Raw genomic sequence first — 23,446 nt, forward strand, 5'->3', positions numbered from 1 at the left:
GATTTCATATCTCACGCCTCACCCAAGGAAGCGGGCGTAGCTCAGGGGTAGAGCATAACCTTGCCAAGGTTAGGGTCGGGCGTTCGAATCGCCTCGCCCGCTCCAACTTCTCCTAGCGGAGAAGGGAATTTCCCTCCGGTCCCAGATCGGAACCCCAAGGGAAACGTCAGACCCACGTTACGGGACACGCCGAGCGGGCGTAGCTCAGGGGTAGAGCATAACCTTGCCAAGGTTAGGGTCGAGAGTTCGAATCTCTTCGCCCGCTCCAATTCTCTCACACCATCTCCTTGATGGAACAGGTGATGCCGGGTCCATCGGGGATCGACGAAAGTCTCGGCGCATGTCCGATGTTAAGGCATCGGTTCTGAAAGCACGCTTTGTGCCTGCTGCTGACGGCGGCGACGCAATGGAGCGATCATCGGAGCCGCTGGCGCGACCGTCTTTGAGGCGGAGGACTCAGACAGGGCCAGACAACTGTCGCTCAACTCACAAGACGCGCAAATCTGCGGAACGCTTTGGCGCAACAGGTCACATGTGTCCTGCGGTTTGCGCAGGATTTCTTCGGCGATGGTGACCAGATCACGAACCGGCGTCTCGACCCCAAGCACACAGCGCAAACTGGCCAGACGGGCAAAAAGGCCGCTTTCGATTTCGATGTCCTTATATGCGCCCTCCTGATGGCCCGCGATCAGGATCGAACAAATGTTGGGTTGGTGAAATTCCGCCATCAAAGCAACGGCAAGGCCGCTTTCGTGCCCAACCACCAAATCGAAAATAAGCATATCAAAGGATTCAGCGCGCAAATAGTCCATGGCCGCTTCGGAAGAACGAGCACGCCGAACAGTATGGTCATTTTGACCAAACGCGACCTGCCAGCGCGCTGTTGTTTCAATGTTACCATGCCAGACAAGCACACGCATGTGGGCCACCATTTGCTATCAACCCCTTCATGAAACGGGATTATGCTTAACAAAGTCCTAATAACGTCTCAACTTTTTGGAAACCTTTTGTGACCGGGCCACACAGGCAACACCTGTCCCAAACGTGCCAAGTTCCATATCTGCAGCACATTTTCGGACAGCGCCCCCCTGAACCGCGCCCATGTCGGCGAGAACGACAATTTACTTCCCGATTTCAAGCTCTTTGATCGTCAGTCCGGGACAGGCATGGCACAGGCCATCTTGGCAAAACGCCAAAGGCGGGCCTATAAGGGGCGCGAACAGAACATGAGGCCCCCATGCGCCAAGCGACCATCACCCGCAACACGGCGGAAACCAAGATCACGGTTGAGATCAACCTCGACGGGACCGGTGTCTATGACAACCAAACCGGCGTGGGCTTTTTTGACCATATGCTCGATCAACTGTCGCGGCATTCGCTGATCGACATGACGATCCGCGCCAAGGGTGACACTCATATTGACGATCACCACACAGTCGAGGACACGGGCATCGCCATCGGTCAGGCTTTGGTCAAAGCGGTTGGCGACAAAAAGGGCATTTGCCGCTATGGCCACTTTGCTCTGGCGATGGACGACACCCAGGTGTCCACCGCGCTGGACCTGTCGGCGCGGCCATTTTTGGTCTGGAACGTCGATTTCCCGACCGCCAAAATCGGCACGTTTGACACCGAGCTTGTGCGCGAATTCTTTCAGGCGCTCTCCACCCATGGCGGCATCACCTTGCACGTCGATCTGGTACACGGGATCAATTCGCACCACATCGCGGAAGCCGCGTTTAAATCCGTTGCCCGCGCTTTGCGCATGGCGGTCGAGATCGACCCGCGGATGGCGGATAGCCTGCCCTCCACAAAAGGTGCACTTTAACACGCGCGCCCTCCCCGTCCCTCTTTCAGGACAGCCAAAGATATGCTCACAGCCCTCGTTGACTACAACAGCGGAAATTTGCACTCCGCCCACAAAGCCTTTGAACGCATGGCGCGCGAACGTGGAGCGGGCACCATCGTTGTGACCTCTGAACCCGATGTGGTGGCCAAGGCCGACCGCATCGTGTTGCCCGGCGATGGCGCGTTTCCGGCCTGCAAAAACCACCTGTTCACCTATTCCGGTCTGTTTGAAGCGATTGAGGAGGCCGTGGTGCAAAAGGGCCGCCCCTTTATGGGGATTTGCATCGGGATGCAGATGATGGCGTCTTGGGGCCGCGAATATGAGGACACCACGGGCTTTGACTGGATTCCCGGCGAGGTGGTGAAAATCACCCCCTCCGATCCGGCCTTGAAGGTGCCGCATATGGGCTGGAACGATCTGGTGGTCGATCACCCTCACCCGGTGCTGGACGGCGTGGACAGTGGCGATCACGCCTATTTCGTCCACTCCTACCACTTCAAAGTCACGAATCCGGTACATCGCCTCGCCCATGTCGATTACGCTGGCGACATCACCGCCATTGTCGGACGCGACAATATGATCGGCTGTCAGTTCCACCCGGAAAAAAGCCAGCGTGCGGGGCTACGCATTGTGTCGAATTTCCTCGGCTGGGTGCCGTAAAGGTGAGTATTTAGATCACGATAAAGACAAAAGGGGCCGCTCCGAGATCATCGGGCGGCCCTTGTCCTTCAAGGCTGCGGCGCTTGCACGCGATCGTCTTTGCCATAGTCGCGCAGCACATGGGCCACGCGCAGCCGGTAGCCATCAAACACACCGTTGCGTCCTGCGCTCTGAGCCGCTTGGTGATCGGACACCGCTCGCCAGCGCGCCACCGCCGCCTCGTCGGTGAAAAACGACAGCGACAACAGCTTTAACGGATCGGTCAGGCTTTGAAACCGCTCAACGGAGATAAACCCCTCGATCTGTTCCAACTGAGGGCGCAGCGCGGCGGCGTGATCGAGGTAAAGTGCCTCTCGCCCCGCAGCAGGATAGACCTCAAAGATCACCGCGATCATCACAGCTCTCCTGATGTGGACAGGGCATGAGGCGCGGAGGCGAGGCGCAAAAATGTACGGTCCTCGGCGCGAATAAACCCTTCGCGCATGGCAAATTCGTAATTCTCCCGTCCCAAAGGGTCCGCCGCCAAACGAGCGCGATACGCCTCATAGGCGGCAAGGCTCTCAAGAGAGTAGATGCCATAGGCCAGCGTTGCGGAGCCTTCATGCGGGGCAAAATAACCGATCAAATCAGCACCACAGCGCGGAATGCATTGCCCCCATTTGCGAGCATAGAGGTCAAACTGCGCGTGTTTGGTTGGCTCGATCTCATAGCGGATCACACAGGTCAGCATTTTACGTCCTTTCAATTTTCAAACCATCGCCCCTTGATACCGTGGGTGGGATTGGCAATGCTTCGATACGGATCGAAGCATTTGGTGCCGAAAAGGGATAGGTTGACCCGATGAAAGAAGGCCCTGACATTTCCCATCTGGCGGCATTGATCGGAGATCCGGCGCGCGCCAATATGCTGACCGCCTTGATGTCGGGACAGGCGCTGACCGCGCGCGAATTGGCGATGGAAGCCGGGATCACCCCGCAAACCGCCTCGTCGCATCTGAAGAAATTGCAAGAGGGCCGATTGATCGCCCTGCGCCAACAGGGGCGGCACCGCTATTTCGCTTTGGCAGGGCCTGAGGTCAGTGCGGTGCTTGAAAGTTTGATGGGATTGGCCGGGGGCATGGGCCAAAGGCGCAGCCGGGTTGGCCCCAAAGACGCCTCACTTCGGCACGCGCGGGTCTGTTACAACCATCTGGCCGGGCAGCGCGGCGTACAAATGTATGACAGTCTTTTGCGCCAAGACATGCTTGTTCTTACGCCGAATGGGATCACTGTGAGCCCGGCGGGTGAGGCCTTTGTCAGTGCGCTGGGGGTCGATCTGGCGGGTTTGCGCACAGCCCGGCCGCTGTGTCGCGACTGCCTTGATTGGTCCGAACGCCGCTCACATTTGGGCGGGGCCTTGGGGCGGGCTTTGTTGGCGCAGATGGAAGCAAAAGGATGGGCGCGACGGTCCAAAGACAGCCGCGCCATTGTGTTTACCTCGGAAGGAAAGCGCCAGTTTGACCGCGCCTTCCCACCTCAGGGTCTTACTTGACACGTGTCCAGGTCTGTTTCTTACAAATCGGCCCGACACAGCCCGCCACTTTCAGCGTGTCTCCGTTCAACGCCATTTTGGAGCTGAACACTTTGCCCGTCGAAGGCTGCCAGATTTTACCCTTGCCATAGCCACCGCCACCTTGGGGCATCATGTCCCAAACGATGGGTTTGCCGATGTTTTCGGATTTGACCGGGCCGTTGGCATCAAACGCCTTGGCGATGGTGCCGCAAATCTGGGCCCCGCATGGCGCGATGTCGACATAGGCGTAGTGTCCATCATCAACTTGGGTTTTCCATGTCCCGACCACCGGATCGGCGGCAAAGGCCGGGGCGGCAAAAGCGACAGCGGCAAGTGCCGCAAGTGCGAATGTCTTCATTGATATATCCTCCCTATTCTGGTCCGCATCCTGCGAGCAGCCCCTATGATCTGGCAAGTCTGACGTTGGGGCAAATCCCATTGTGGCACGCGCGCAAGAGGTTTTGCATTCATCCTACATTCATGGCAAAGGAGCGGCGACAGTTTTATGAAAGGCCACGCCCGATGATCCTCTACCCCGCCATTGATTTGAAAGACGGCCATGCCGTGCGCCTTTATAAGGGCGAAATGGATCAAGCCACAGTGTTTAATGAAAACCCGGCCGCTCAGGCGCTGGAATTTGTAAACGCGGGCTGTGAGTGGTTGCATCTGGTCGATCTCAACGGTGCCTTTGCCGGTGAGCCGGTGAACGCCGCCCCGGTTGAGGAGATTCTCAAACAGTGCAAAACCCCCGCCCAGCTTGGCGGCGGCATCCGTGATATGGCCACGATCGAGCGGTGGCTGTCCAAGGGCCTTGAGCGGGTGATCTTGGGCACTGTCGCGGTGGAAAACCCCGATCTGGTGCGCGAAGCGGCGCGGGCCTTTCCGGGTCATGTTGCCGTCGGCATTGACGCGCGCAAAGGCATGGTCGCGACCAAAGGCTGGGCGACAGAAACCAACGTGACCGCCACCGATCTGGCCAAATCGTTCGAGGACGCGGGCGTGGCCGCGATCATCTACACCGACATCAACCGCGATGGCGCGATGAAAGGCCCGAATGTCGAAGAAACCGCAGCCCTCGCCCGCGCCGTCTCAATCCCGGTGATTGCCTCGGGCGGCGTGTCGTCCTTGGACGATCTGCGCAACCTCAAAAACTGCGGCGCGGCGCTCAATGGTGCGATCTCAGGCCGCGCCTTGTATGATGGCGCGATTGATCTGGCCGAGGCTTTGGCGGTGCTCAAGGGGTGATCCGCGACACTCTGCACCCTTTCCTCAGCGCGCATCGTGGCGTTTGATGCTCCAAAATCCCTACGCACAGGTCGTCACGATGGTACAGGTTCACAAACGCCCCCTCCCCGCCCAATCACGCCTATGGTCCCATGTCACCCAAGGCGATTTCATCGATGGTTATGCGGTCGAAAGTGCGCTGTCGCCGCGCGATGCGGCAAAGATCGGCCTCTCCATACCCGGCTGGGCCGATGCGCTTTTGGCCCTGCGCAACAGGATCGTCACACCTTTTGGCCTCAAAACCGAGGTGTCAGAGGCCGGAGAGCATGCGATTTTTCCGGTGGAATATGAGGGCGCAGACGAACTGATCATTGGAACCAATGACACCCATCTCAATTTCCGGATCTGCATCCGCCAAGAGGCGGGTCACATCCATATGGCGACATGGGTTCATCGCAACAACGCGCTGGGATACGCCTATCTTATGCTGGTGAAACCCTTTCATGTGCTGATCGTGCGCGATGCCATGCGCCGCATCGCGCAGGTGCGCTGACCAAGAAACCGCAGCATCACCAATCCAATGTTTGCATCACCGCGCGTGCATGGCTAAGAAACGTCAAAGACACCTTCATCTTCTTTTGTCCCCAAATATCCACATTGAAACCTTTGGGGGTGAATGGCGAAGCCAGAGGGGGCGCGAACGCCCCTTTCTCTCGGACGAATAGGCGCATCATGCTCAAAACCCGTATCATCCCCTGTCTCGATGTGGCCGATGGCCGTGTGGTCAAAGGCGTCAATTTCGTCGACCTGATCGACGCGGGCGATCCCGTTGAAAGTGCGCGGGCCTATGATTTGGCCGGTGCCGATGAGCTGTGTTTCCTCGACATTCACGCCACCCATGAGAACCGCGGCACCATGTATGATCTGGCCACCCGCACCGCCGAGCAATGTTTCATGCCGCTGACCATCGGTGGCGGCGTGCGCACGCCTGATGATGTGCGTGATCTGCTTTTGGCCGGCGCAGACAAGGTGTCGTTCAACTCCGCCGCCGTGGCTGACCCGGACGTGATCGCACGCTCTGCCGACCGCTTTGGCAGCCAGTGCATCGTCTGTGCGATTGACGCCAAAACCACCGAGTGGGACGAAGACGGCACGCCAGTGAAATGGACGATTTTCACCCACGGCGGGCGCAAAGCTGCACTGGATGCGGAGGGAAATCCGATTGATGCGGTGGAATTTGCCAAACTCATTGAGCGCAAAGGCGCGGGCGAGATCTTACTCACCTCCATGGACCGCGACGGCACGCGCGCGGGGTTCAACCTTGCGATGACGCGCACCATTGCCGATGCGGTCAACATTCCTGTGATTGCCTCAGGCGGTGTTGGCACGCTCGATCATCTCGTCGAAGGCGTCACCGAAGGCCACGCCAGCGCCGTTCTCGCCGCCTCGATCTTTCACTTCGGGGATTACACCATTCAGGAGGCCAAAGAATATATGGCCGCCAAAGGCATCCCGATGCGGCTGAATTAAGGAACATTCCATGTCCATCCTGCACGATCTCGAACAGGTCATCCTGTCGCGCAAATCCGCCGATCCAGACAGCTCCTGGACCGCAAAACTTTTGTCCAAAGGCCCGGAGAAATGCGCCGAGAAATTTGGCGAAGAGGCGATTGAGGCCATTATTGCTGCGGTCAAAAACGACCGCGAGAACCTCACCTATGAGGCCGCCGATGTGCTCTATCACCTGCTGGTCATGCTGGCGGCGCGTGATGTGGCGCTCGATGATGTCTTGACTGAGTTGGCGCGGCGTCAGGGCCTATCGGGAATTGCCGAAAAAGCGGCGCGCAAACCTTAAAAGGTTTGCTTGCCTCTCCTCCTCACATCCCCAATCGCGGAATCTCAATCGCCGGGCAGCGGTCCATCACCACTTCGGCCCCCTGTGCACGAGCCAAGGCGGCGGCTTTGTCATTGACGATGCCGAGCTGCATCCAAACGTATTTCAACCCTTTGAGCGCGTGCAGCGCCTCGTCGACCACCTGAGCCACCTCTTCAGAACGGCGAAAAATATCGACCATGTCGACGCGTTCATGGATGTCAGACAAAGAGGCCACACAGGTCTGACCAAACAACTCCCGCCCCGCCTGCCCGGGGTTTACCGGAATCACTTTATAACCCCGCGCCGCCAGAAATTTCCCGACCTGGTGCGACGGGCGTTCAGGGCGCGGGCTTGCCCCCACAAGGGCGATCACTTTCGTGTCCTGCAGGATGCGGATGATGTCAGCGTCGGTCAGTTGGTCTATTGTGCTCATGCAGAAATCATAGCCCAGATTGGCACAAGAAAAAAGCCCGGGCACGAGGCCCGGGCATAAGGTGTGGAACGAGGGACAGTTGAGAGCAACGCGCATGTTCCGATGCGCGTCTCACACTCAAAGATAGGGTCTGCGTCTCAGATGTTAAGAGCTTGTAAGAAAAACGTGAACACAATGTGAACTCGTCTCCCCCAAACGCCGCTGTCAGCGCTTTGACGCGGCATACAGCGCCACGGCGGCGGCATTCGAGACGTTGAGCGACCCAAAATCGCGCGCAAACGGGATTTTCACCAGTTGATCCACCGTCTCTTTGGTTTTTTGCCGCAAGCCCGGCCCCTCGGCCCCCATCACCAGCGCCACAGCCCGGCCTGCACAGCCGATCAGCGCCTCATCCAATGTCACCTCTGCCTCGCCATCAAGGCCGAGACAGACAAAGCCCATTTCCTGCAATTTCACGATCGTATCGGACAGGTTGCGCACCCGCAGATAGGGTTGGCGTTCCAGCGCGCCGGAGGCGGTTTTCGCCAAGGCCCCGGTTTCGGGTGCTGCATGGCGTGCGGTGGCGATCACCGCTTCGGCGCCAAACACCTCGGCCGAGCGCAATACTGCGCCGACGTTATGCGGGTCGGTGACCTGATCGAGCAACACCACCGTCGGGGCGCCGCTTTGGCCCGCCCCCGAGGCCAAACAAACCTCTTCGACTGACCCCCAATTGAGCGCTTTGACCTCTAACGCCGCACCTTGGTGCACCGAGCCTTGATCAATCGGCACGCTGAATTTGCGCGGATCGGTCAGCTCGGGCTCCATGCCAGAGGCCTGAATGTCCTCGGCCAATTTGTCATAGGCGTTTTTGGTCACCACGAGGCGCAATTTTTCACGCGCCGGATTGCGCAGCGCATCGCGCACCGCATGAAGCCCAAACAACCACACGGTCGCCGCCTCGGCTTTGCGCTTGGCTTGCTCTTTTTCAACGACCCACTGGGGCTTTTTCATGGCACTCTCTTTCCTCTGCAAAAGGCTTTCCCCTTCCTGCCGCGCGCAATCTCCAAGCACAAGCATCCTTTTGGCATTTTTCCTGTTGACGCCCCCCGATCCCGATTGTATCCAGCCCCCCACACGACGCGGTGCAACACGCACCTTGATGCCTCTGGCATCCTTCGTGGGCGACGGGCTGCAAGGTGCGGCAGCGGACTGTAACTCCGCCGGGGAGACCCACGCCTGGTTCGATTCCAGGGTCGCCCACCATTTCCCTCCCATTGTTCTTTACTAAAAGAAATAGATGCGGCATTGCCCTTTGCGACGTGGCCGCCCGCCGCTTCGATTGCCGTCGCTGGCCTGCGCGGTGGGCGCGTTGATGTCGGCCAAAGCCACACATGCGCGCAAACCGGGCTCTGCAAAGGCGACTGCGGAGCAGGTCCGAGGCGAATATCTGCCAGAGCCGTGGCGGGGCCCCGCCAGATTTTTGCAGAACCCGAATGAAAGTGGTTGATCGGCGGGGCAATTTGCGGCCCCCTGAGAGGGACCCGCGGGAGGCGGGGTAATTTCTGGGAGGATTAGAATGTTTAACAGGATCAAATTCGGCGCGTTGTTCGCCGGAGCACTTGCCGTTTCCACCGTCGCTTCGGCGCCTGCCGCGAAGGCCAGCGAATTCATCAATATTCTGACCGGGGGCACCTCGGGCGTGTATTATCCGCTCGGCGTGGCGCTTTCGACTCTCTACGGGAAGGGGATTGAGGGCGCACGCACGCAGGTGCAATCGACAAAGGCCTCTGTCGAGAACCTCAACCTGCTGCAACAGGGCAAAGGTGAATTGGCCTTTGCACTCGGGGATTCCGTCAAATATGCGTGGGAAGGCAATGCGGATGCAGGATTCAAAGCGCCGCTGACCAAGCTGCGCGCCATTGCGGCAATCTATCCGAACTACGTGCAAATCGCCGCTCTGGGCGAAACAGGTGCCACGACAGTTGCGGATCTCAATGGCAAAAGCCTGTCTGTTGGCGCGGCGAAATCGGGAACCGAGCTGAACGCGCGGGCGATTTTTGGTGCCATGGGAATGAGCTATGACAATCTGGGCAAGCTCGAATATCTGCCCTTCTCGGAATCGGTTGAACTGATGAAAAACCGCCAGTTGGATGCAACGTTGCAATCCTCCGGCCTTGGCAATGCGGCGTTGAAGGATCTCTCTTCCTCGCAAGAGATCACCTTCCTCTCGATCCCGAAAGAGACCGCGGAGGCCCTTGGCGCGCCTTATATTGCGGGCGTTATTCCGGCCGGAACCTATGCGGGCCAAGAGGCGGACGTGCCGACGGTGGCTGTGGTCAACTTCCTCGTGACGCATGAGGATGTGTCTGAAGAAACCGCCTATCAGATGACCAAACTGATGTTCGAGCATCTCGATACGCTGAAAGCGGCCCATTCGGCGGCGGGCGGCATCACTTTGGAAGACGCGGTCAAAGGCTCGCCGATCCCGCTGCATCCGGGGGCAGAACGCTATTACAAAGAGCAAGGCCTCCTGTAAGCGCTCCACATTCCCAATTGACGCTTTTGAGGCGGTCCGGCCGGGTCGGGCCGCCTTTGCAAAAGGATCATCCCCATGACAGAGACTTCCAACAGCCCCGATCAGACCGCTGATCTCGGGCTGCATGACCCCTTGGCCGAAAGCTTCCCCGCAACGCGGGAAGGCCGCGCGCTCTTCTGGCTCGCCGTGGCGTTTTCGGCCTTCCAGATCTCCATCGCCGCGCATTTGATTGACCTACCAAGCCAAGTGACGCGGGTCATTCACGTCGGTTTCCTGCTCGCGCTCGGGATGCCTTTGCTGGCTTTGGCCAAGCGCTACGGGCCTTTGGGCCGCGCGCTTGGCTATGCGATCGCCCTCGCCGGGGTTGCTATCGCGATCTACCAATGGGCTGAATATACCGAACTCCTGCTGCGTGCCGGTGATCCGCTGCCGATTGACATTGCCTTCGGCGCGGTGGCACTGGCCTCGATCTTTGCGGCGGCATGGATGCTGATGGGGCCTGCGCTTCCGATCATCTCCGGCCTGTTCCTGTCCTATGCGCTCTGGGGAGAATATCTGCCCGCGCCGCTCGATCATCGCGGCTATGATATGCGCCAAGTGATCGAGCATCTCTCATACGGAACCGAAGGGATTTACGGGATTCCGACCTATGTGTCCTCGACCTATATCTTCCTGTTCATCCTGTTCGGCGCGTTCCTGGAAAAGGCAGGGATGATCAAGCTGTTCACCGATGTCTCGCTGGGGCTTGTGGGCGACAAGATGGGCGGGGCTGCGAAGGTTTCGGTGCTGTCCTCGGGCCTGATGGGCACGATTTCCGGCTCTGGTGTGGCCAATGTGGTGACCACGGGGCAATTCACCATCCCGCTGATGAAACGCTTCGGCTACCGACCTGCCTTCGCGGGCGGCGTGGAGGCGACCGCCTCGATGGGCGGGCAGATCATGCCGCCCGTCATGGGGGCGGTGGCCTTTGTGATGGCTGAAACCTTGGGCGTGGAATATGTCGAGGTGGTCAAGGCCGCGCTGATCCCCGCGATCCTCTATTTCATGGGCGTGTTCTGGATGGTGCATCTGGAGGCAGGCAAACGCGATCTGCGGGGCCTCTCGAAAGCGGAAATGCCTTCTGCGATGCGCGCGCTCAAGGAGGGGTGGTTCCTGATCCTGCCGCTCGGGGTGCTCGTCTATCTGCTGTTCTCGGGCTATACGCCGCTCTTCGCTGGGACGGTTGGTCTGGCGCTGACGGGCGGGTTGATCCTTGGTGGGACAGTGGCTTTGGGCCTGCCTGCGGGGGTGATCCGCGTGGTCTTCTGGGTCGTGCTGGGCTTTGTTGCGGCGGCGTTCTTTAAATTCGGACTGGAGGTTGTGCTCCTCGCCCTGCTCATTCTGATCGCGATCAACGCGGCCTCCAAGGGGGGGCGCGAGACGCTGGCGCTCTGCCGTGACAGCTTGGCGGACGGCGCGAAAACCGCACTTCCGGTGGGGATCGCCTGCGCGCTTGTGGGGGTGATCATCGGCGTGATGACCCTGACCGGGGCGGCCAATACGTTCGGGCAATTTATCGTCGGCGTCGGCCAGAGCAGCCTGTTCCTCTCGCTGGTTCTGACAATGATCACCTGTATTGTGTTGGGGATGGGGATTCCGACAATCCCGAATTACATCATCACCTCGTCCATCGCCGGGCCTGCGCTATTGGAACTCGGTGTGCCGCTCCTCGTGAGCCATATGTTTGTGTTCTACTTCGGTATTCTGGCCGATCTGACGCCCCCCGTGGCGCTGGCCTGCTTTGCCGCTGCCCCGATTGCGAAGGAAAGCGGGCTGCGGATCAGTTTCGAGGCGGTCAAGGTCGCGGCGGCGGGTTTTGTGGTGCCGTTCATGGCGGTCTACACGCCTGCGTTAATGTTGCAGGATGGCGGACCTATGGCAGAGGCCATCGGCTATTGGCCTGCAGTAGCCTATGTCGTCACCAAAGCGGTGATTGCGCTGGCGCTTTGGGGCGCGGCGGTGATCGGTTGGCTGGGACGACCGCTCGCGATTTGGGAGCGCGCAATTGCAATGGCAAGCGGCTTCTGCCTCGTCGCGGCCTTCGCAATCACCGATGAGATCGGCTTTGCTCTCGCCCTCATCTTCGCCATCCTCTTGTGGCGCAAACGGACATGAGCGCTTGCCTGATGGCGGGCGCACTCTCCCTCGCGCTGGGTAGCGCGGGGGAGTTCCGCATGGAATGGACACATTCCGTCGAAAAAGAAACATGGCGCGAAACTTGGGCGGTCGAAGGCGGCAAGCTATGGCTGCGCCGCGCAGCGGTCAAAGGGTCCGGCGCGGGAATGGAACCGGGGCCGGAGGGATGGTTCGAGGACGGGTATTGGATTTGGGAACCCAAACCTTTGGGGGTAACGGAGCTTGTGCTTGCCTCCTCGGGGGAGACGGTCTCGGGTTGGACGATCTGCGGGACAGACTGCATGACCCTTGGCGCGACTGCGGACGCGCCTATAGTGGTGAGACCTTGTGAGGAGCCAGCGGGAGACGGCGAATGATCACGACACAGGTGCGGCGCGCGCGCGGCCCCGCTTTGGCGGGAATGGTGCTGTTGACCTGTGTCGCGATGCTGGCGGGCGGGCTTGCGTGGCGGACCGCGCTGCGCACGATTGACGCGCGCTTGGAACAAAGCCTGATCCTGACACTGCGCGCCTTGGAGACCGAAATCGACCGCTTCCGCTATCTGCCGCAGGTTGCAGGACAGGATGCGCGGATCGCCGCGACCATTCGCAGCCCGACTGATCCGCTCGGCATCGCCGCCACCAACCGCTATCTGGAAAAAATCACCGCACTTGCCGAGGCGAGCCATCTCTATCTGATGGATGATACGGGGATCACACTGGCCGCGTCGAACTGGGCGCTGGCGGAGAGCTTTGTCGGTCATGATTACAGTTTCCGGCCCTATTTTCAGCAGGCCGTCGCGCAGGGGGATGGCGCATTCTATGCGATTGGCGTCACGACGGGGACGCCGGGGTATTTCCTCGCCGCCAAGATCGTCGCAGGAGCCGATGTGGGCGTCGTTGTTGTAAAGATCGACCTCACCCCATTGGAACACGCATGGATCGCCGCGGATTTGGCCACAGCAGTCGTTGACCCTGACGGGGTGGTGTTCCTCTCCGGCAAGCCCGATTGGCTCTACCGCCCGCTTGCGCCGCTCACGCCGGATATTTTGGCCCGGATCGACGAAGATCGCGCCTATGTCGGGGCGGATCTGGCGGCGGCAAAGCCGCTGCAACGTGGATCACCGGATTGGATTTTCGACGATCATTCGGGGCGTCTGCGGGCGCGCTCGGCGGCCTTCAGCGGCGGCTGGCGGGTGGTCGCGGCAGAGCCCGTGACACCGGCGCTCTATGCGGCGCTTGGCTGGGGCACCGGCATGGCGCTTTTATGTGGTTTCGGGATCGGGCTGGCCAAAATCCAGCGCCAAAGGCGGCAACTGGTGACGCTAAGGCTGCGGCAGTCGGATATGTTGGAGCGAAAAGTGGCGGAGCGCACGGAACGTCTGGCGCTGGAAATCGAGGCGCGGCGACAAATTGAGGCCGAACTGCGCGCGGCCCAGGAAACCCTGATCCATTCGGAAAAAATGGCCGCCCTCGGGCGGATGTCCGCGGCGATTGTGCATGAGATCAGCCAACCCTTGGCGGCGATGGAGGCCAGTTTGGCGGCGGCCGAGCTGTCATTGCAAACGGCCTCTGCCAAGACCGCGCCCCGGATCGAAACGGCACGCAATCTGATCCGGCGGATGCAGCGTACGACCAAGCACCTCAAATCCTTTTCCCGCAAGGAGGAGGGACGTCTTGAAGTCATTGATGCGGTTTTGGTGGTGGAAAGTGCGCTTGATCTGGTGCAGCCGCGCGCGCGCGCCGTCGGGGTGGTGCCGCGACTGATCCGGCCCGCGGCGGCAATGCTGGTGCGCGCGGGCCGGGTGCGGCTGGAACAGGTCTTGGTGAATCTGCTCCTGAATGCGATGGATGCCGTGGAAGGCGAGGCAGGAGGCAAAATCGAAGTGACGCTGGAGGAGAGGGCGGGTGAACTGCGAATTTCGGTCAGCGACACGGGGTCCGGCATCGCGCCCGAAGATCTCGCGCGGGTGACGGAGCCATTCTTCTCGACCAAGACCAACAGCGAGGGGCTGGGCCTCGGGCTGGCCATCTCACAGGCGATCCTGGCCGAGTTCGGCGGGCGCTTCGAGATCCGATCCACACGAGAAACGGGTACGGTGATGACGGCGATTTTACCAAGGTATCAGGGGGGTGCAGAATGACAGCAATGATCCATGTGGTCGAGGATGACGCCGATCATTGCGCGGCTCTGTGCGATCTGATCGAGGCAAGCGGCTACCATGCCCAGGGGTTTTTGAACGGCTCAGAGGCGCTGGCGACGCAGCGCGTGCCCGATCTGGTCGTTACCGATTTGCGGATGCCGGGTATGGACGGGTTCGAGGTCCTGCGTCAGTGGAAGGACCGCGCGGCGGATCTACCACTGATCGTGATCACAGGGCATGGCGATGTGCCGCACGCGGTGCGCGCGATGCGTCAGGGGGCTGAGGATTTTCTGGAAAAACCCTATGATGCCTCGCATCTGATGGCGGTGATCGCGCGGGCTCTCAAAGCGGGACAGATGCGGGCCGAATTGGCGCAGCTTCGCTCCCAGATTGCCGCGCGTGACAGCACGGAGATTCTGGGGCAATCCGCCTCGATCATCGCGCTGAGAGATCGGATCGCGGCATTGGGGCCGCTCGACCTAGATCTGATCGTGACAGGGGAGACCGGCACGGGCAAGGAACTGGTGGCCCGCGCGCTTCATGCCGCCAGCCCGCGCGCGCAGGGGCCTTTCGTTGCGGTAAACTGCGCGGCGCTGCCGGAAAGCCTGTTCGAGATGGAGATGTTCGGCCATGTCGCAGGGGCCTTTCCGGGCGCGCACGATAAAATCGGCAAGCTGGAGGCGGCGGCGGGCGGCACGCTGGTTCTCGATGAAATCGAGGCGATGCCCGCAGCATTGCAGCCCAAGCTGTTGCGGGCCTTGCAAGAGCGGCAAGTGGAGCGACTTGGCGAGAATATACTGCGCCCGCTCGATCTGCGGATCATCGCGCTGTCCAAGAGCGACCTGAGCAAGCGAACGCTTGATGGCAGCTTTCGCGCCGATCTGTTTTACCGCCTGGCCGGTGCACAGATCACCCTCGACCCGCTGCGCGGCTTGGGCGACGACATCACGCTTTTGTTCAGCCATTTCGCGCAAGCGGCGGCCGCACGGTACGGGCGGGACACGCCTGCAATCTCCTACGGGTTTCGCCAGCACCTTGCAAAGCGCGGATGGGCGGGCAATGTGCGCGAGTTGAAGGCGGCGGCGGAGCGGTTTGCCTTGGGGTTGGATCTGCCCGACGGTACCCCCGCAACGCAAGAGGCGGGCAGTTTAGCGGACCGTGTTGCGGCCTATGAGGCACGTGAAATCGCCGCGACTTTGGAACGGTGCCGCGGCAATACCGAACGCACGGCGCAGGCCTTGGGCATCGCGCGACGCACCCTCAACGACAAGATCGCGCGCTATCAAATTCGCATTTGAAGGGTCATGTGATTGCCGCCCGAATGGGCCCTCGTTCACAATGCGAGACTGCGACGGTCTGCTGTGGTTACACCCATGCGGAGGATTGTTCCCTCTATGTCACACTGACGGGGCAAGAGCAGATGGAATGCGGCATGCTGAACACACACTTTTTGACACACTCCCGAGGGATTATAAATCTGGCAGGGTCTAATCCTTTGAAAAATGGTGCCCCCACACGGACTCGAACCGCGGACCTACTGATTACAAAAAAAGTTCAGGGGGTTTCTCCGCATTACGCCAGACTTCGCCACACTGACAAAAATGACTTAAAAACAATTACTTGCATTGACCGCCCCTACTCTCACCCCTCACAATTCACGCTAAGTTTCGGCTCCGCGTGCTTCCGTATTGCTTCCGTTTTTTTGCGGGCCGATTTTTAGGAGGGCAAAATGAGACTTACAAAGCGGTCCGTTGAAGGGCTTGAGACGAGAGAAAAAGACTACTTGATTTGGGATGGCGATGTGCGCGGTTTTGGCGTTCGCGTCTTTCCAACAGGCAAGCGTTCCTATCTGGTGCAATACCGAGCTGGCAGGCGCACACGTCGTCTCACGCTTGGCCAGCACGGCCCTCTTACGACCGATGAAGCCCGCTCTTTAGCCAAGCAACGTCTTGGCGATGTCGCGCGCGGAGATGATCCCTCTGAGACCCGCAAACAAAAGCGCATGGCCCCGACCGTGGCGGCGCTCTGTGATCGCTTCATGGCGGAGTATGTCGCGGAGCATTGCAAGCCCACGACATTCGCGAACTATAAGACCGCTATCACAACACACGTGAAGCCCAAACTTGGCATGTTGCAGATCGCAGATGTGACACGCGCGGACGTGGCCGAGCTTCATCACAACATGAAGGCCACGCCTTACCATGCAAACCGCGTGGTCATGGTCATGTCAAAGATGTTCAACGTGGCCGAAGATTGGGGCTTGCGCGCCGAAGGGACCAACCCGACGCGCCGGATCAAGAAGTATAAGGAAGTCGAGAAAAAGCGCTATCTCAGCGATGACGAACAATCGCGATTGGGCGAGGTGCTTTTCGCGGGTTTGGAACGCGGCGATTATTCCGAATATGTCGTCGCGGCTTTTATGCTCTTGCTGTTGACGGGTTGTCGCTTACGCGAAATTCAGACATTGAAATGGGATTACATCACGCGCACCCATTTGGAGTTGCCGGACAGCAAAACGGGGCGGCGTCGCATCCCCCTGCCCCGTGAGGCTTGGGACGTTCTCGACGCCCTGCCCCGACGCGATGGAAACCCCTACGTGATCTTAGGCGACAAAGCCGACGGCCATTACAACGACCTGCAAAAACCGTGGCGCAAAATTCGTGCGCGCGCGGGCCTAGACGATGTGCGCATTCACGACCTGCGGCATACCTACGCTTCCGTTGCCGTGACCAACGGCATTGATCCGTTCATGCTCAAAGAAATCATGGGCCACAAAAATCTAACGACCACGTTACGCTACGCGCATTTGGCAGACGACGCCGTGCAACGCGCAGCCGGATCGGTCGCGGCGCGTCTCGCGGGGGCGATACGTAAGGATAGGAGAGCGGAACCTACGTTACGAGTGGTACGTTAGGTTTCGTATCGCAAGAAAATCAAAATTGAGGTTCGCTATAGGCCGTACAGGCTCCGTGCCAAATTTCGGTATTACTCTCGAAGCTAGGCACACCGTCAAAATCATTGCGGTGATAGCGGCCTGTGTAGCGGTGTATCTCTACATAGACTGATCGAGCTGTTGTCTGGTCGGGATTTAGTGCGGTTGAGCAATGCCACGTAGCATGTGTTTCAGTGATTACGAATTGAGGCTCATCAACACAATGCGACCGCTTGCCAACCGCTACCAATTCTCCGTCTTCGTAATACAATGGGATAGATTGGCTTTTCTTTTTCGGATTATTCCCAAGACTTTCATATTCGCAAAATAGAAATGAAACGTCTTCCGCTAGAAGCGGTATAGCCGAAAGCGAAATCATCGCTGCCATCCCGAAAGTTCGTATCATCATTTTGTCCCTGAGTTGCCCTAGCTATTAGCATTGAGGATATGCATCGCCATGACAACCCAATGAATGCCAATCGCTATGTTTTGAGATTGGTGAGCAAACATTGCGCATCGTTAGATAGGTAGGTAATTACCTAGGAACGTTGCGGGCCTATTTACCTAGGTAGATATGTGCCGTTTCCCTACGTAGCGTATAGGTATGATACGGGCCGCTAGCTCTCATCGCACCCATTACATATGGATATGTTACGTATCGAATGAAGCGAGGAGTTACATGTCAGACGATTCCCAAGACGGCATGACTTTGCGCCAAGAGGTCGAAGCCGACCTGACTGAAGACTTATCTCAGCGCCTACATAAGTTAATAGACGCGCGAACGGACTTGGGGCTTTTTCGTGAGCGCTTAATCCATATACTAACGCGCTATGAAACGTACGAGATACGCAAACCGAAAGTGACCCGCAAAGCGCGGAAGAGCCAAATCGAAAACCTCAAAGACAAAGCCGAAAAGTTTCTCGCTGCCGCAAGCGCACTTCATCCACAGACTGAACAATCCATCGACCATTCAATTGGTAGCGAAAAGCTGAGAGCTCACTGGCACAAGTTCGGCGTCCTCAATTTAGATGCGCCTGACGTCTCAGAGAGTGATGGCATGTCAGATTGCACCAATGCAGTTTCCGAAGTCATCGCAGCATGTGACGACGAGCTGCGCCAACTTGACGAGACAAAAGGCGAAGGGCGAAAAAGTTCAAATCCCGAAGTTGATCAGCTCATATCAGACTTGGCAGACATTTACGCTACCGAGTCTCAATTAGGGAAATCTCCTATCTATCCCAGCGAAACGTCAGAAGACGGATATGAAGGTGGCCTGTACCTGCTGACAAAAGTTCTTCTCCAAGAGTATGCGCCAACCAATTACGCAAGTTGTGCAGATGGTTTGGGACAGCGCATTAGGCGCGTCCTCAGCACTCTTTGAATGAGGTGACAAATTGGGGTCCACTTTGACCCCTTTCTGTCATTATCTTTGCTCTGTTGCCCTCCTCATACTGGTCCCAATGAAACGCAAGCCATTGAGGACAACATGCAGACACAACGTGATCCAGACTACTACGACCGCCTGATTGGCGAAAAAGAAGCGGCTAGCTACCTTTGCTATTCCGTGCGCGCTTTGCAGAATTGGCGTGTGCGTGGCGGCGGGCCGATGTTCATCAAAGTATCGGGCCGCTCGGTGCGGTACACGCGCGGCGATCTGCAAGAGTGGATCAATGCCAAGCGCGTGGCGAACACCACCTGCCCACCCTCCTAACATATTCAGTTTTGCCCGTTCAGAGTTGGCAGCGCTGAGCGGGATTTTGGGGCCGGATGGCTTCCAATAGGGCGCGAGGTCTCGCGATCTCGCGCCCTTCCTATGTCTGCTGAACACTCAAACCTAACAGGCATTCGAAAAGGAAACCCAATGTCATCAACACCAGCACACAAATTCAAAATCGGCCTGATTACGGCCACCATTTGGAACAACGACGGCTTTTTCTCCGTCGACCTGACACGCTCTTACAAGACGCAGGACGGCGATTGGCGCAATACCAGCAGCTTTGGCCACAATGACCTGCTGAACCTCTCCAAATGCGCGGAACGGTCCGAGACTTGGATCGCAAAGCAACTTGCGGCCAATACCTAATTGGAGCGCCGGACCTCGTGTCCGGCCCCAAAACAATAGCTGCCCCGCCGGAGGCACCTTTGCAGGGCGCTTGCGCCCGTCTCTTTCATAACAACCGATCCAAAATAGCGCGGCAATCGCCGACAAAGGGGGGTGATTGTAGCACCCCCCTCTAGAAATACAGATCATCACACAGGACAAGAAAGCTATGCACATCGTACACCGTGGATTTGACCGTCTGGAATTGGCCATAGGCGTCAATATCCCACCCGAACTCTTTGAATTTCTAAACCCCTTGCGCGAGGAGGCCGAAGAGGCCCGCCAAAAACTGCCCGTGAGTTATGGCGGCGCAGATTTTGACCTCTTTCCCAACGGCGTGCAGGGCTACCGCTTTGTGTTGCAAGGTGGGCCGATGGAGGTGACTTGGTTTTTCAAGAAGCCCAACGCCCGCGACCCGTGGGGCATCCGCATTGTGGTCGGGTCGCTGTTTCTCGCCACCCAAGGGCTTGGAATGGTCCGCGCCTATATCGCCAAGACGTTGGAGCGGCTTGGCGTTCGCTACGGCCCGCATCAAGTCAGCATCGGGCGCACCGATTTTTGCATCGACATTCTGGCCCCATCATTCGAGCTAAACCCTGAGAATTTTGTCATGCATAGCCATGCCAACCGCGCCGACCATCTCACGCCCGAAGAGCATACGCGCAGCAACGGCAAGTCCGGTCGCTTCACCTCCGTGACCGTTGGCAAAACGCCGGGGCGACAAGTAATTATCTACGACAAGCGCCGTGAAGTGATCGACAAGCGCAAGCCGATCTGGTGGGACGTGTGGAACGCCAATCTTGAGGCGGAGGGTTTGCCCCCTCTGGACCCGCAAGAGCGCTCAGAGAGCCAAATCTGGCGCGTAGAGGTTCGTGCGGGCAAGCAGGTTATGAAAGACCGTTGGGGCATCAGCCAATGGGATCATTTTGACATCAAATTTGGTGATGTGATTGCCGAGGGCTTCGAGAAAATCCGCTATTGCGATCCCGCCCCCACCGACACCAACCGCGCCCGTTGGCCTAACCATCCCCTTTGGGACTTGGCAAAGGTAGACGCGGACACCGATCTAAGCGAAATGCGCAGCCACTTGGAAGTGGACAAGGTCAAAGCAGTCCACAAGGCGGACCACATCAAACTGATGATGACCCTCGCTGTCGGCAACTGCACCACCCTAGCAGCCCTTGAGGGCGTCGAGAGCGACGATCTACAAGACTACATGGAACGCATGGGGCAAAGGTTGCGCATGGAGATACAAGCCGACCCTGAGCGCGCCGCGAATAAGCTCAGCAAGGCGAAGGATCGGTATCGGTTTGTGGGGTGAAGAAGGGCGGAAAGCCGACATTCGCTGCAGGAGAAAACCCATCAGTTGTTCTCGTTTGGTTTGGACATTCAAGTAGTTGATGATTGAGTCGCCTTAATCCTAGGACTGATGGGCTAAAAGCCCTTAAAAGGCCGACAGAAATCATTTGGTAGCATGCGCAACTAATTGGATATATCATTGCAAGAAAAAGATATTGGGAATATAATGATTTTGCTCTTTACGCGGATGTGCGGCAACGCACGGTCTGGTGCACAGCCGGACCCTAATTTATTGATCGCATCTTGGCGCGATAAGAACATAAAGTCCTTATCGCTCTTGCAAGTATTCAGAACAATAAGGACTTTATGTTCTTATCGCTTCTTCAAAGGTACTGAGCATACTCAATGCGGGGGGCTTGATGTCTGTACAACTTGACCCCCGCGACAAGTTCTCAAAGCTGATTGATTTGACAGAATCTAGGGTACTTCTAGCGCCCCATATTACATTTATTTGTGGTGGTCCTGTCGATATACGAGTCATGACCAATCATTCTATACGAAATATGTTTATGAACCTGTCTGCTAAGATGCCTGCAAAATCCGAAGGCTTCACGTTGGCAGAAAATTTCAAAGACTGGCAAAACGGGTATAACAACCTCGCTGACTTTGAGAAAGACATAGCGGCGATCTCGTCAGTAATCGTCGTAATCTTGGAAAGCGCTGGTTCGCTTGCTGAGTTAGGTCTGTTCTTCGCCAACGACGCGCTACGCCAAAAGATGATCGTAGTTGTGCATAGTCAACACCACTTGAACGAGTCCTTCATCAAATTTGGTATATTGAAGCCACTGGAAGCTGACAAAGAAGAATCTGTTCTCGTTTATGAGATTGACAGCGACAACATTGATGATGTGGAGGAAAGTGAGGTTGAAGACATACTGGAAGAGGTTTGGGGAATATCCGAAAAAATCGATAAAACATCCTTATTTGACACATCTAACCACGGCCACAGTATTTTTCTCACCTTTCAGATCATTGATCTATTCACGATCCTCACAAAATCAGAAATTGAGAATTATCTTTCGAGCTTAGGAGTACACTTTACTAAAAGGCAACTTCAATCCGCGCTGTATATACTCACGAAGTTCAAATTGCTCAAACAGGAAAAAAGATCATCCCAAACATTCTATTTTGTGCCTCCAGAAATCTCTGATCGCGTGGACTTAGCATTCCGAAAGGATGGGAATAGACGATACGATTCACGTGCCATAAAACTTGAGGTTTTGGAGTATTATCGAGCCGAAGGAACCTCAAACCGTAGCTTCAAGAACCGGATGAACCTATGGGGTCGGCATGTAGAGGTGTCCCCATGAGCGATATCATTCAACGCATAAAGCGCCGCTTTGCATTCTCAGATAGCGAGTTTAATACGTACTTAAACACGGCGCCATTTAGATACAAAAATTACACAATTCCCAAACGGTCTGGCGGGGTCAGATTAATTTCCCAACCCTCTAAAGACCTTAAATCTATTCAACGCTTTATCCTGTCCGAGTTTCTCCTCCCGAAGCTTGAAATTCATGAGTGTGCGACAGCGTATCGCGAAGAACGTAATATAGCAGACAACGCTCGCCCTCATTTACAGAACCAGTTTCTCCTCAAAATGGATTTCAAAGATTTTTTTCCTTCGATAAGGGCGATAGACTTTTCACAATATGCCCTGAGACGCTCTATAGTTGAGTCTGAAGAAGAAGCTACCATGCTCGGAAAGATATTTTTTAAGAGCACGAACAACGGCCTGAGATTAAGCATTGGGTCGCCGGGGTCACCGCCAATATCAAACGCTGTTATGATCAACTTCGATAAACAGATTTCGTCTATGTGCCGAGATTCTGGCATTGCCTTCACCAGGTACTCAGATGACCTCACCTTTTCTAGCAACAGCAAGGGCATCCTATTTGGCATTCCAAATCAGGTTCAAGAGGTGCTTGAAGTTATTCAAAGACCAAAGCTGATGATCAATGCAGAAAAGACGAAGTTCTCATCAAAGAAGTTTAATCGACACGTTACTGGAATTACCATCACAAACGATGGTTTGATGTCTCTGGGACGGCAGACAAAAAGGAGGGTCCGTTCCGAAGTGTACAACGCGCCCAGCATGCAACCCAAAGAGCGGCAAAGGCTTAGAGGATATCTGTCTTACGCTAAACAGTTTGAACCAAGTTTCGTTATCAAGCTTTGGGAGAAATACCCAGCGCAGATGGCCCTGATCAAAAATTCTGCTTTCACAAAACGAAATGGCGATCCGCAGTAGTTACAGCGTTCACCGCCTTACGCCAGCCAAGTTTATGATGTCACGTACCCATTAAATGTCAGCTTAGGGGAAACTGCATCGCAGCGGATAGTGAAGTGACGAAGGTCCGCTCTGGGCCGATAGCGACTATTTAGGCGCTTTCGGATGCTGGCAGCAAAAGGCCCACAAATCTACGTTGCGCAGAAACCACACACAGATTCTCTCACCGCGTGCTTCCGCATTGCTTCCGCATTTCAAAATAGAACAAATGCGAACGAGGAAATTATGCGCAACGTATTGAATTAATTGTGAAAAATGGTGCCCCCACACGGACTCGAACCGCGGACCTACTGATTACAAATCAGTTGCTCTACCAGCTGAGCTATAGGGGCACACGGCGCTCATTTAAGCGTTGGGTT

The 23,446-nt window shown here is 56.9% G+C and carries 26 protein-coding genes and 4 tRNA genes; 22 read left to right on the forward strand and 8 right to left on the reverse strand.

Annotated elements, in window-relative coordinates:
• The first annotated feature begins 30 nt into the window (after positions 1 to 30).
• Together B30_RS04210 and B30_RS04215 are read left to right on the forward strand one after the other, a co-directional pair.
• Positions 31 to 105, forward strand: a tRNA-Gly gene (locus B30_RS04210).
• An 88-nt stretch (positions 106 to 193) separates the two neighbouring features.
• Positions 194 to 268: transfer RNA gene (locus B30_RS04215), tRNA-Gly, on the forward strand.
• 82 nt (positions 269 to 350) lie between these two features.
• Here B30_RS04215 and B30_RS04220 read toward each other — a convergent pair.
• Positions 351 to 920, reverse strand: coding sequence for a hypothetical protein (locus B30_RS04220; RefSeq protein WP_157789784.1), 570 nt, complete (start codon positions 918 to 920; stop codon positions 351 to 353).
• 317 nt (positions 921 to 1,237) lie between these two features.
• Between B30_RS04220 and hisB the strand changes: the two genes are divergently transcribed.
• Both hisB and hisH read left to right on the forward strand, forming a co-directional pair.
• Positions 1,238 to 1,825 carry an imidazoleglycerol-phosphate dehydratase HisB gene (gene hisB, locus B30_RS04225; protein ID WP_009570777.1) on the forward strand — a complete coding sequence of 196 codons (588 nt, stop codon included), beginning with the start codon at positions 1,238 to 1,240 and terminating at the stop codon, positions 1,823 to 1,825.
• Positions 1,826 to 1,867: 42 nt separating this feature from the next.
• Complete coding sequence (gene hisH, locus B30_RS04230) at positions 1,868 to 2,506, forward strand: imidazole glycerol phosphate synthase subunit HisH (protein ID WP_009570778.1); 639 nt, start codon at positions 1,868 to 1,870, stop codon at positions 2,504 to 2,506.
• Positions 2,507 to 2,574: 68 nt separating this feature from the next.
• On the opposite strand, the gene B30_RS04235 is transcribed toward hisH, so the two are convergent.
• Together B30_RS04235 and B30_RS04240 are read right to left on the reverse strand one after the other, a co-directional pair.
• Positions 2,575 to 2,901, reverse strand: coding sequence for an antibiotic biosynthesis monooxygenase family protein (locus B30_RS04235; RefSeq protein ID WP_009570779.1), 327 nt, complete (start codon positions 2,899 to 2,901; stop codon positions 2,575 to 2,577).
• Entirely contained in the window at positions 2,901 to 3,236 is a 336-nt protein-coding gene (locus tag B30_RS04240; RefSeq protein ID WP_009570780.1) for an NIPSNAP family protein, read from the reverse strand. Before B30_RS04240 ends, B30_RS04235 begins: the two co-directional genes overlap by 1 nt.
• Positions 3,237 to 3,346: 110 nt before the next feature.
• Between B30_RS04240 and B30_RS04245 the strand changes: the two genes are divergently transcribed.
• The gene (locus B30_RS04245) at positions 3,347 to 4,036 is read left to right on the forward strand and encodes an ArsR/SmtB family transcription factor (protein ID WP_009570781.1); all 690 of its coding nucleotides are present in this window, start codon (positions 3,347 to 3,349) and stop codon (positions 4,034 to 4,036) included.
• On the opposite strand, the gene B30_RS04250 is transcribed toward B30_RS04245, so the two are convergent.
• Positions 4,029 to 4,415 carry a DUF2147 domain-containing protein gene (locus B30_RS04250; protein ID WP_009570782.1) on the reverse strand — a complete coding sequence of 129 codons (387 nt, stop codon included), beginning with the start codon at positions 4,413 to 4,415 and terminating at the stop codon, positions 4,029 to 4,031. The genes B30_RS04245 and B30_RS04250 overlap by 8 nt on opposite strands.
• A gap of 164 nt (positions 4,416 to 4,579) precedes the next feature.
• Here B30_RS04250 and hisA point away from each other — a divergent pair, with 164 nt between their 5' ends.
• From hisA to B30_RS04270, 4 genes are all read left to right on the forward strand, one after another.
• Entirely contained in the window at positions 4,580 to 5,302 is a 723-nt protein-coding gene (gene hisA, locus B30_RS04255) for a 1-(5-phosphoribosyl)-5-[(5-phosphoribosylamino)methylideneamino]imidazole-4-carboxamide isomerase (RefSeq protein WP_009570783.1), read from the forward strand.
• Positions 5,303 to 5,381: 79 nt separating this feature from the next.
• On the forward strand, positions 5,382 to 5,834 hold the full coding sequence (locus tag B30_RS04260) for a DUF2867 domain-containing protein (protein ID WP_009570784.1): 453 nt from the start codon (positions 5,382 to 5,384) through the stop codon (positions 5,832 to 5,834).
• A gap of 179 nt (positions 5,835 to 6,013) precedes the next feature.
• Positions 6,014 to 6,811, forward strand: coding sequence for an imidazole glycerol phosphate synthase subunit HisF (hisF, locus tag B30_RS04265; protein WP_009570785.1), 798 nt, complete (start codon positions 6,014 to 6,016; stop codon positions 6,809 to 6,811).
• A gap of 10 nt (positions 6,812 to 6,821) precedes the next feature.
• Positions 6,822 to 7,136, forward strand: coding sequence for a phosphoribosyl-ATP diphosphatase (locus tag B30_RS04270; protein ID WP_009570786.1), 315 nt, complete (start codon positions 6,822 to 6,824; stop codon positions 7,134 to 7,136).
• Between the two features lie 22 nt (positions 7,137 to 7,158).
• Here the strand turns inward: B30_RS04270 and B30_RS04275 are convergent, their stop codons facing one another.
• The gene (locus B30_RS04275; RefSeq protein ID WP_040401870.1) at positions 7,159 to 7,590 is read right to left on the reverse strand and encodes a CoA-binding protein; all 432 of its coding nucleotides are present in this window, start codon (positions 7,588 to 7,590) and stop codon (positions 7,159 to 7,161) included.
• 204 nt (positions 7,591 to 7,794) lie between these two features.
• A complete protein-coding gene (rlmB, locus tag B30_RS04280; protein WP_009570788.1) occupies positions 7,795 to 8,583 on the reverse strand; it encodes a 23S rRNA (guanosine(2251)-2'-O)-methyltransferase RlmB in 789 nt (262 codons plus the stop codon).
• 168 nt (positions 8,584 to 8,751) lie between these two features.
• Here rlmB and B30_RS22105 point away from each other — a divergent pair.
• The 7 genes from B30_RS22105 to B30_RS04315 all read left to right on the forward strand — a co-directional run bounded on the left by B30_RS22105 (position 8,752) and on the right by B30_RS04315 (position 17,319).
• Positions 8,752 to 8,835: transfer RNA gene (locus B30_RS22105), tRNA-Tyr, on the forward strand.
• 313 nt (positions 8,836 to 9,148) lie between these two features.
• Positions 9,149 to 10,108 (forward strand): TAXI family TRAP transporter solute-binding subunit, encoded by a 960-nt coding sequence (locus B30_RS04290; protein ID WP_009570790.1) that lies wholly within the window; start codon positions 9,149 to 9,151, stop codon positions 10,106 to 10,108.
• 75 nt (positions 10,109 to 10,183) lie between these two features.
• Entirely contained in the window at positions 10,184 to 12,262 is a 2,079-nt protein-coding gene (locus tag B30_RS04295) for a TRAP transporter permease (protein ID WP_009570791.1), read from the forward strand.
• 59 nt (positions 12,263 to 12,321) lie between these two features.
• Positions 12,322 to 12,639, forward strand: a complete 318-nt coding sequence (locus B30_RS04300) for a DUF1850 domain-containing protein (RefSeq protein ID WP_232616889.1) — start codon at positions 12,322 to 12,324, stop codon at positions 12,637 to 12,639.
• Entirely contained in the window at positions 12,636 to 14,405 is a 1,770-nt protein-coding gene (locus tag B30_RS04305; RefSeq protein WP_009570793.1) for an ATP-binding protein, read from the forward strand. Before B30_RS04300 ends, B30_RS04305 begins: the two co-directional genes overlap by 4 nt.
• Positions 14,402 to 15,703 carry a sigma-54-dependent transcriptional regulator gene (locus tag B30_RS04310; RefSeq protein ID WP_040401871.1) on the forward strand — a complete coding sequence of 434 codons (1,302 nt, stop codon included), beginning with the start codon at positions 14,402 to 14,404 and terminating at the stop codon, positions 15,701 to 15,703. Before B30_RS04305 ends, B30_RS04310 begins: the two co-directional genes overlap by 4 nt.
• 431 nt (positions 15,704 to 16,134) lie before the next feature.
• Positions 16,135 to 17,319, forward strand: coding sequence for a site-specific integrase (locus B30_RS04315; RefSeq protein ID WP_040401872.1), 1,185 nt, complete (start codon positions 16,135 to 16,137; stop codon positions 17,317 to 17,319).
• 19 nt (positions 17,320 to 17,338) lie between these two features.
• Here B30_RS04315 and B30_RS22110 read toward each other — a convergent pair whose 3' ends face one another.
• Positions 17,339 to 17,725 carry a hypothetical protein gene (locus B30_RS22110; RefSeq protein ID WP_157789785.1) on the reverse strand — a complete coding sequence of 129 codons (387 nt, stop codon included), beginning with the start codon at positions 17,723 to 17,725 and terminating at the stop codon, positions 17,339 to 17,341.
• A gap of 291 nt (positions 17,726 to 18,016) precedes the next feature.
• Here B30_RS22110 and B30_RS04320 point away from each other — a divergent pair, with 291 nt between their 5' ends.
• From B30_RS04320 to B30_RS04345, 6 genes are all read left to right on the forward strand, one after another.
• The gene (locus B30_RS04320; protein WP_009570796.1) at positions 18,017 to 18,718 is read left to right on the forward strand and encodes a hypothetical protein; all 702 of its coding nucleotides are present in this window, start codon (positions 18,017 to 18,019) and stop codon (positions 18,716 to 18,718) included.
• 105 nt (positions 18,719 to 18,823) lie between these two features.
• Complete coding sequence (locus B30_RS04325; protein ID WP_009570797.1) at positions 18,824 to 19,048, forward strand: helix-turn-helix transcriptional regulator; 225 nt, start codon at positions 18,824 to 18,826, stop codon at positions 19,046 to 19,048.
• Positions 19,049 to 19,198: 150 nt separating this feature from the next.
• Positions 19,199 to 19,420 carry a hypothetical protein gene (locus tag B30_RS04330; protein ID WP_009570798.1) on the forward strand — a complete coding sequence of 74 codons (222 nt, stop codon included), beginning with the start codon at positions 19,199 to 19,201 and terminating at the stop codon, positions 19,418 to 19,420.
• Between the two features lie 187 nt (positions 19,421 to 19,607).
• On the forward strand, positions 19,608 to 20,759 hold the full coding sequence (locus B30_RS04335; RefSeq protein ID WP_009570799.1) for a hypothetical protein: 1,152 nt from the start codon (positions 19,608 to 19,610) through the stop codon (positions 20,757 to 20,759).
• Between the two features lie 397 nt (positions 20,760 to 21,156).
• Positions 21,157 to 22,107 (forward strand): retron St85 family effector protein, encoded by a 951-nt coding sequence (locus B30_RS04340; protein WP_152003553.1) that lies wholly within the window; start codon positions 21,157 to 21,159, stop codon positions 22,105 to 22,107.
• Positions 22,104 to 23,048 (forward strand): retron St85 family RNA-directed DNA polymerase, encoded by a 945-nt coding sequence (locus tag B30_RS04345; RefSeq protein WP_009570801.1) that lies wholly within the window; start codon positions 22,104 to 22,106, stop codon positions 23,046 to 23,048. The genes B30_RS04340 and B30_RS04345 overlap by 4 nt, the downstream gene beginning before the upstream one ends.
• Positions 23,049 to 23,343: 295 nt before the next feature.
• Here B30_RS04345 and B30_RS04350 read toward each other — a convergent pair.
• Positions 23,344 to 23,419 (reverse strand) — tRNA-Thr (locus B30_RS04350).
• Between the last annotated feature and the right edge of the window lie 27 nt (positions 23,420 to 23,446).

The sequence above is a fragment of the Celeribacter baekdonensis B30 genome (assembly GCF_000299875.1).
Classification (GTDB): Bacteria; Pseudomonadota; Alphaproteobacteria; order Rhodobacterales; family Rhodobacteraceae; genus Celeribacter; species Celeribacter baekdonensis_A.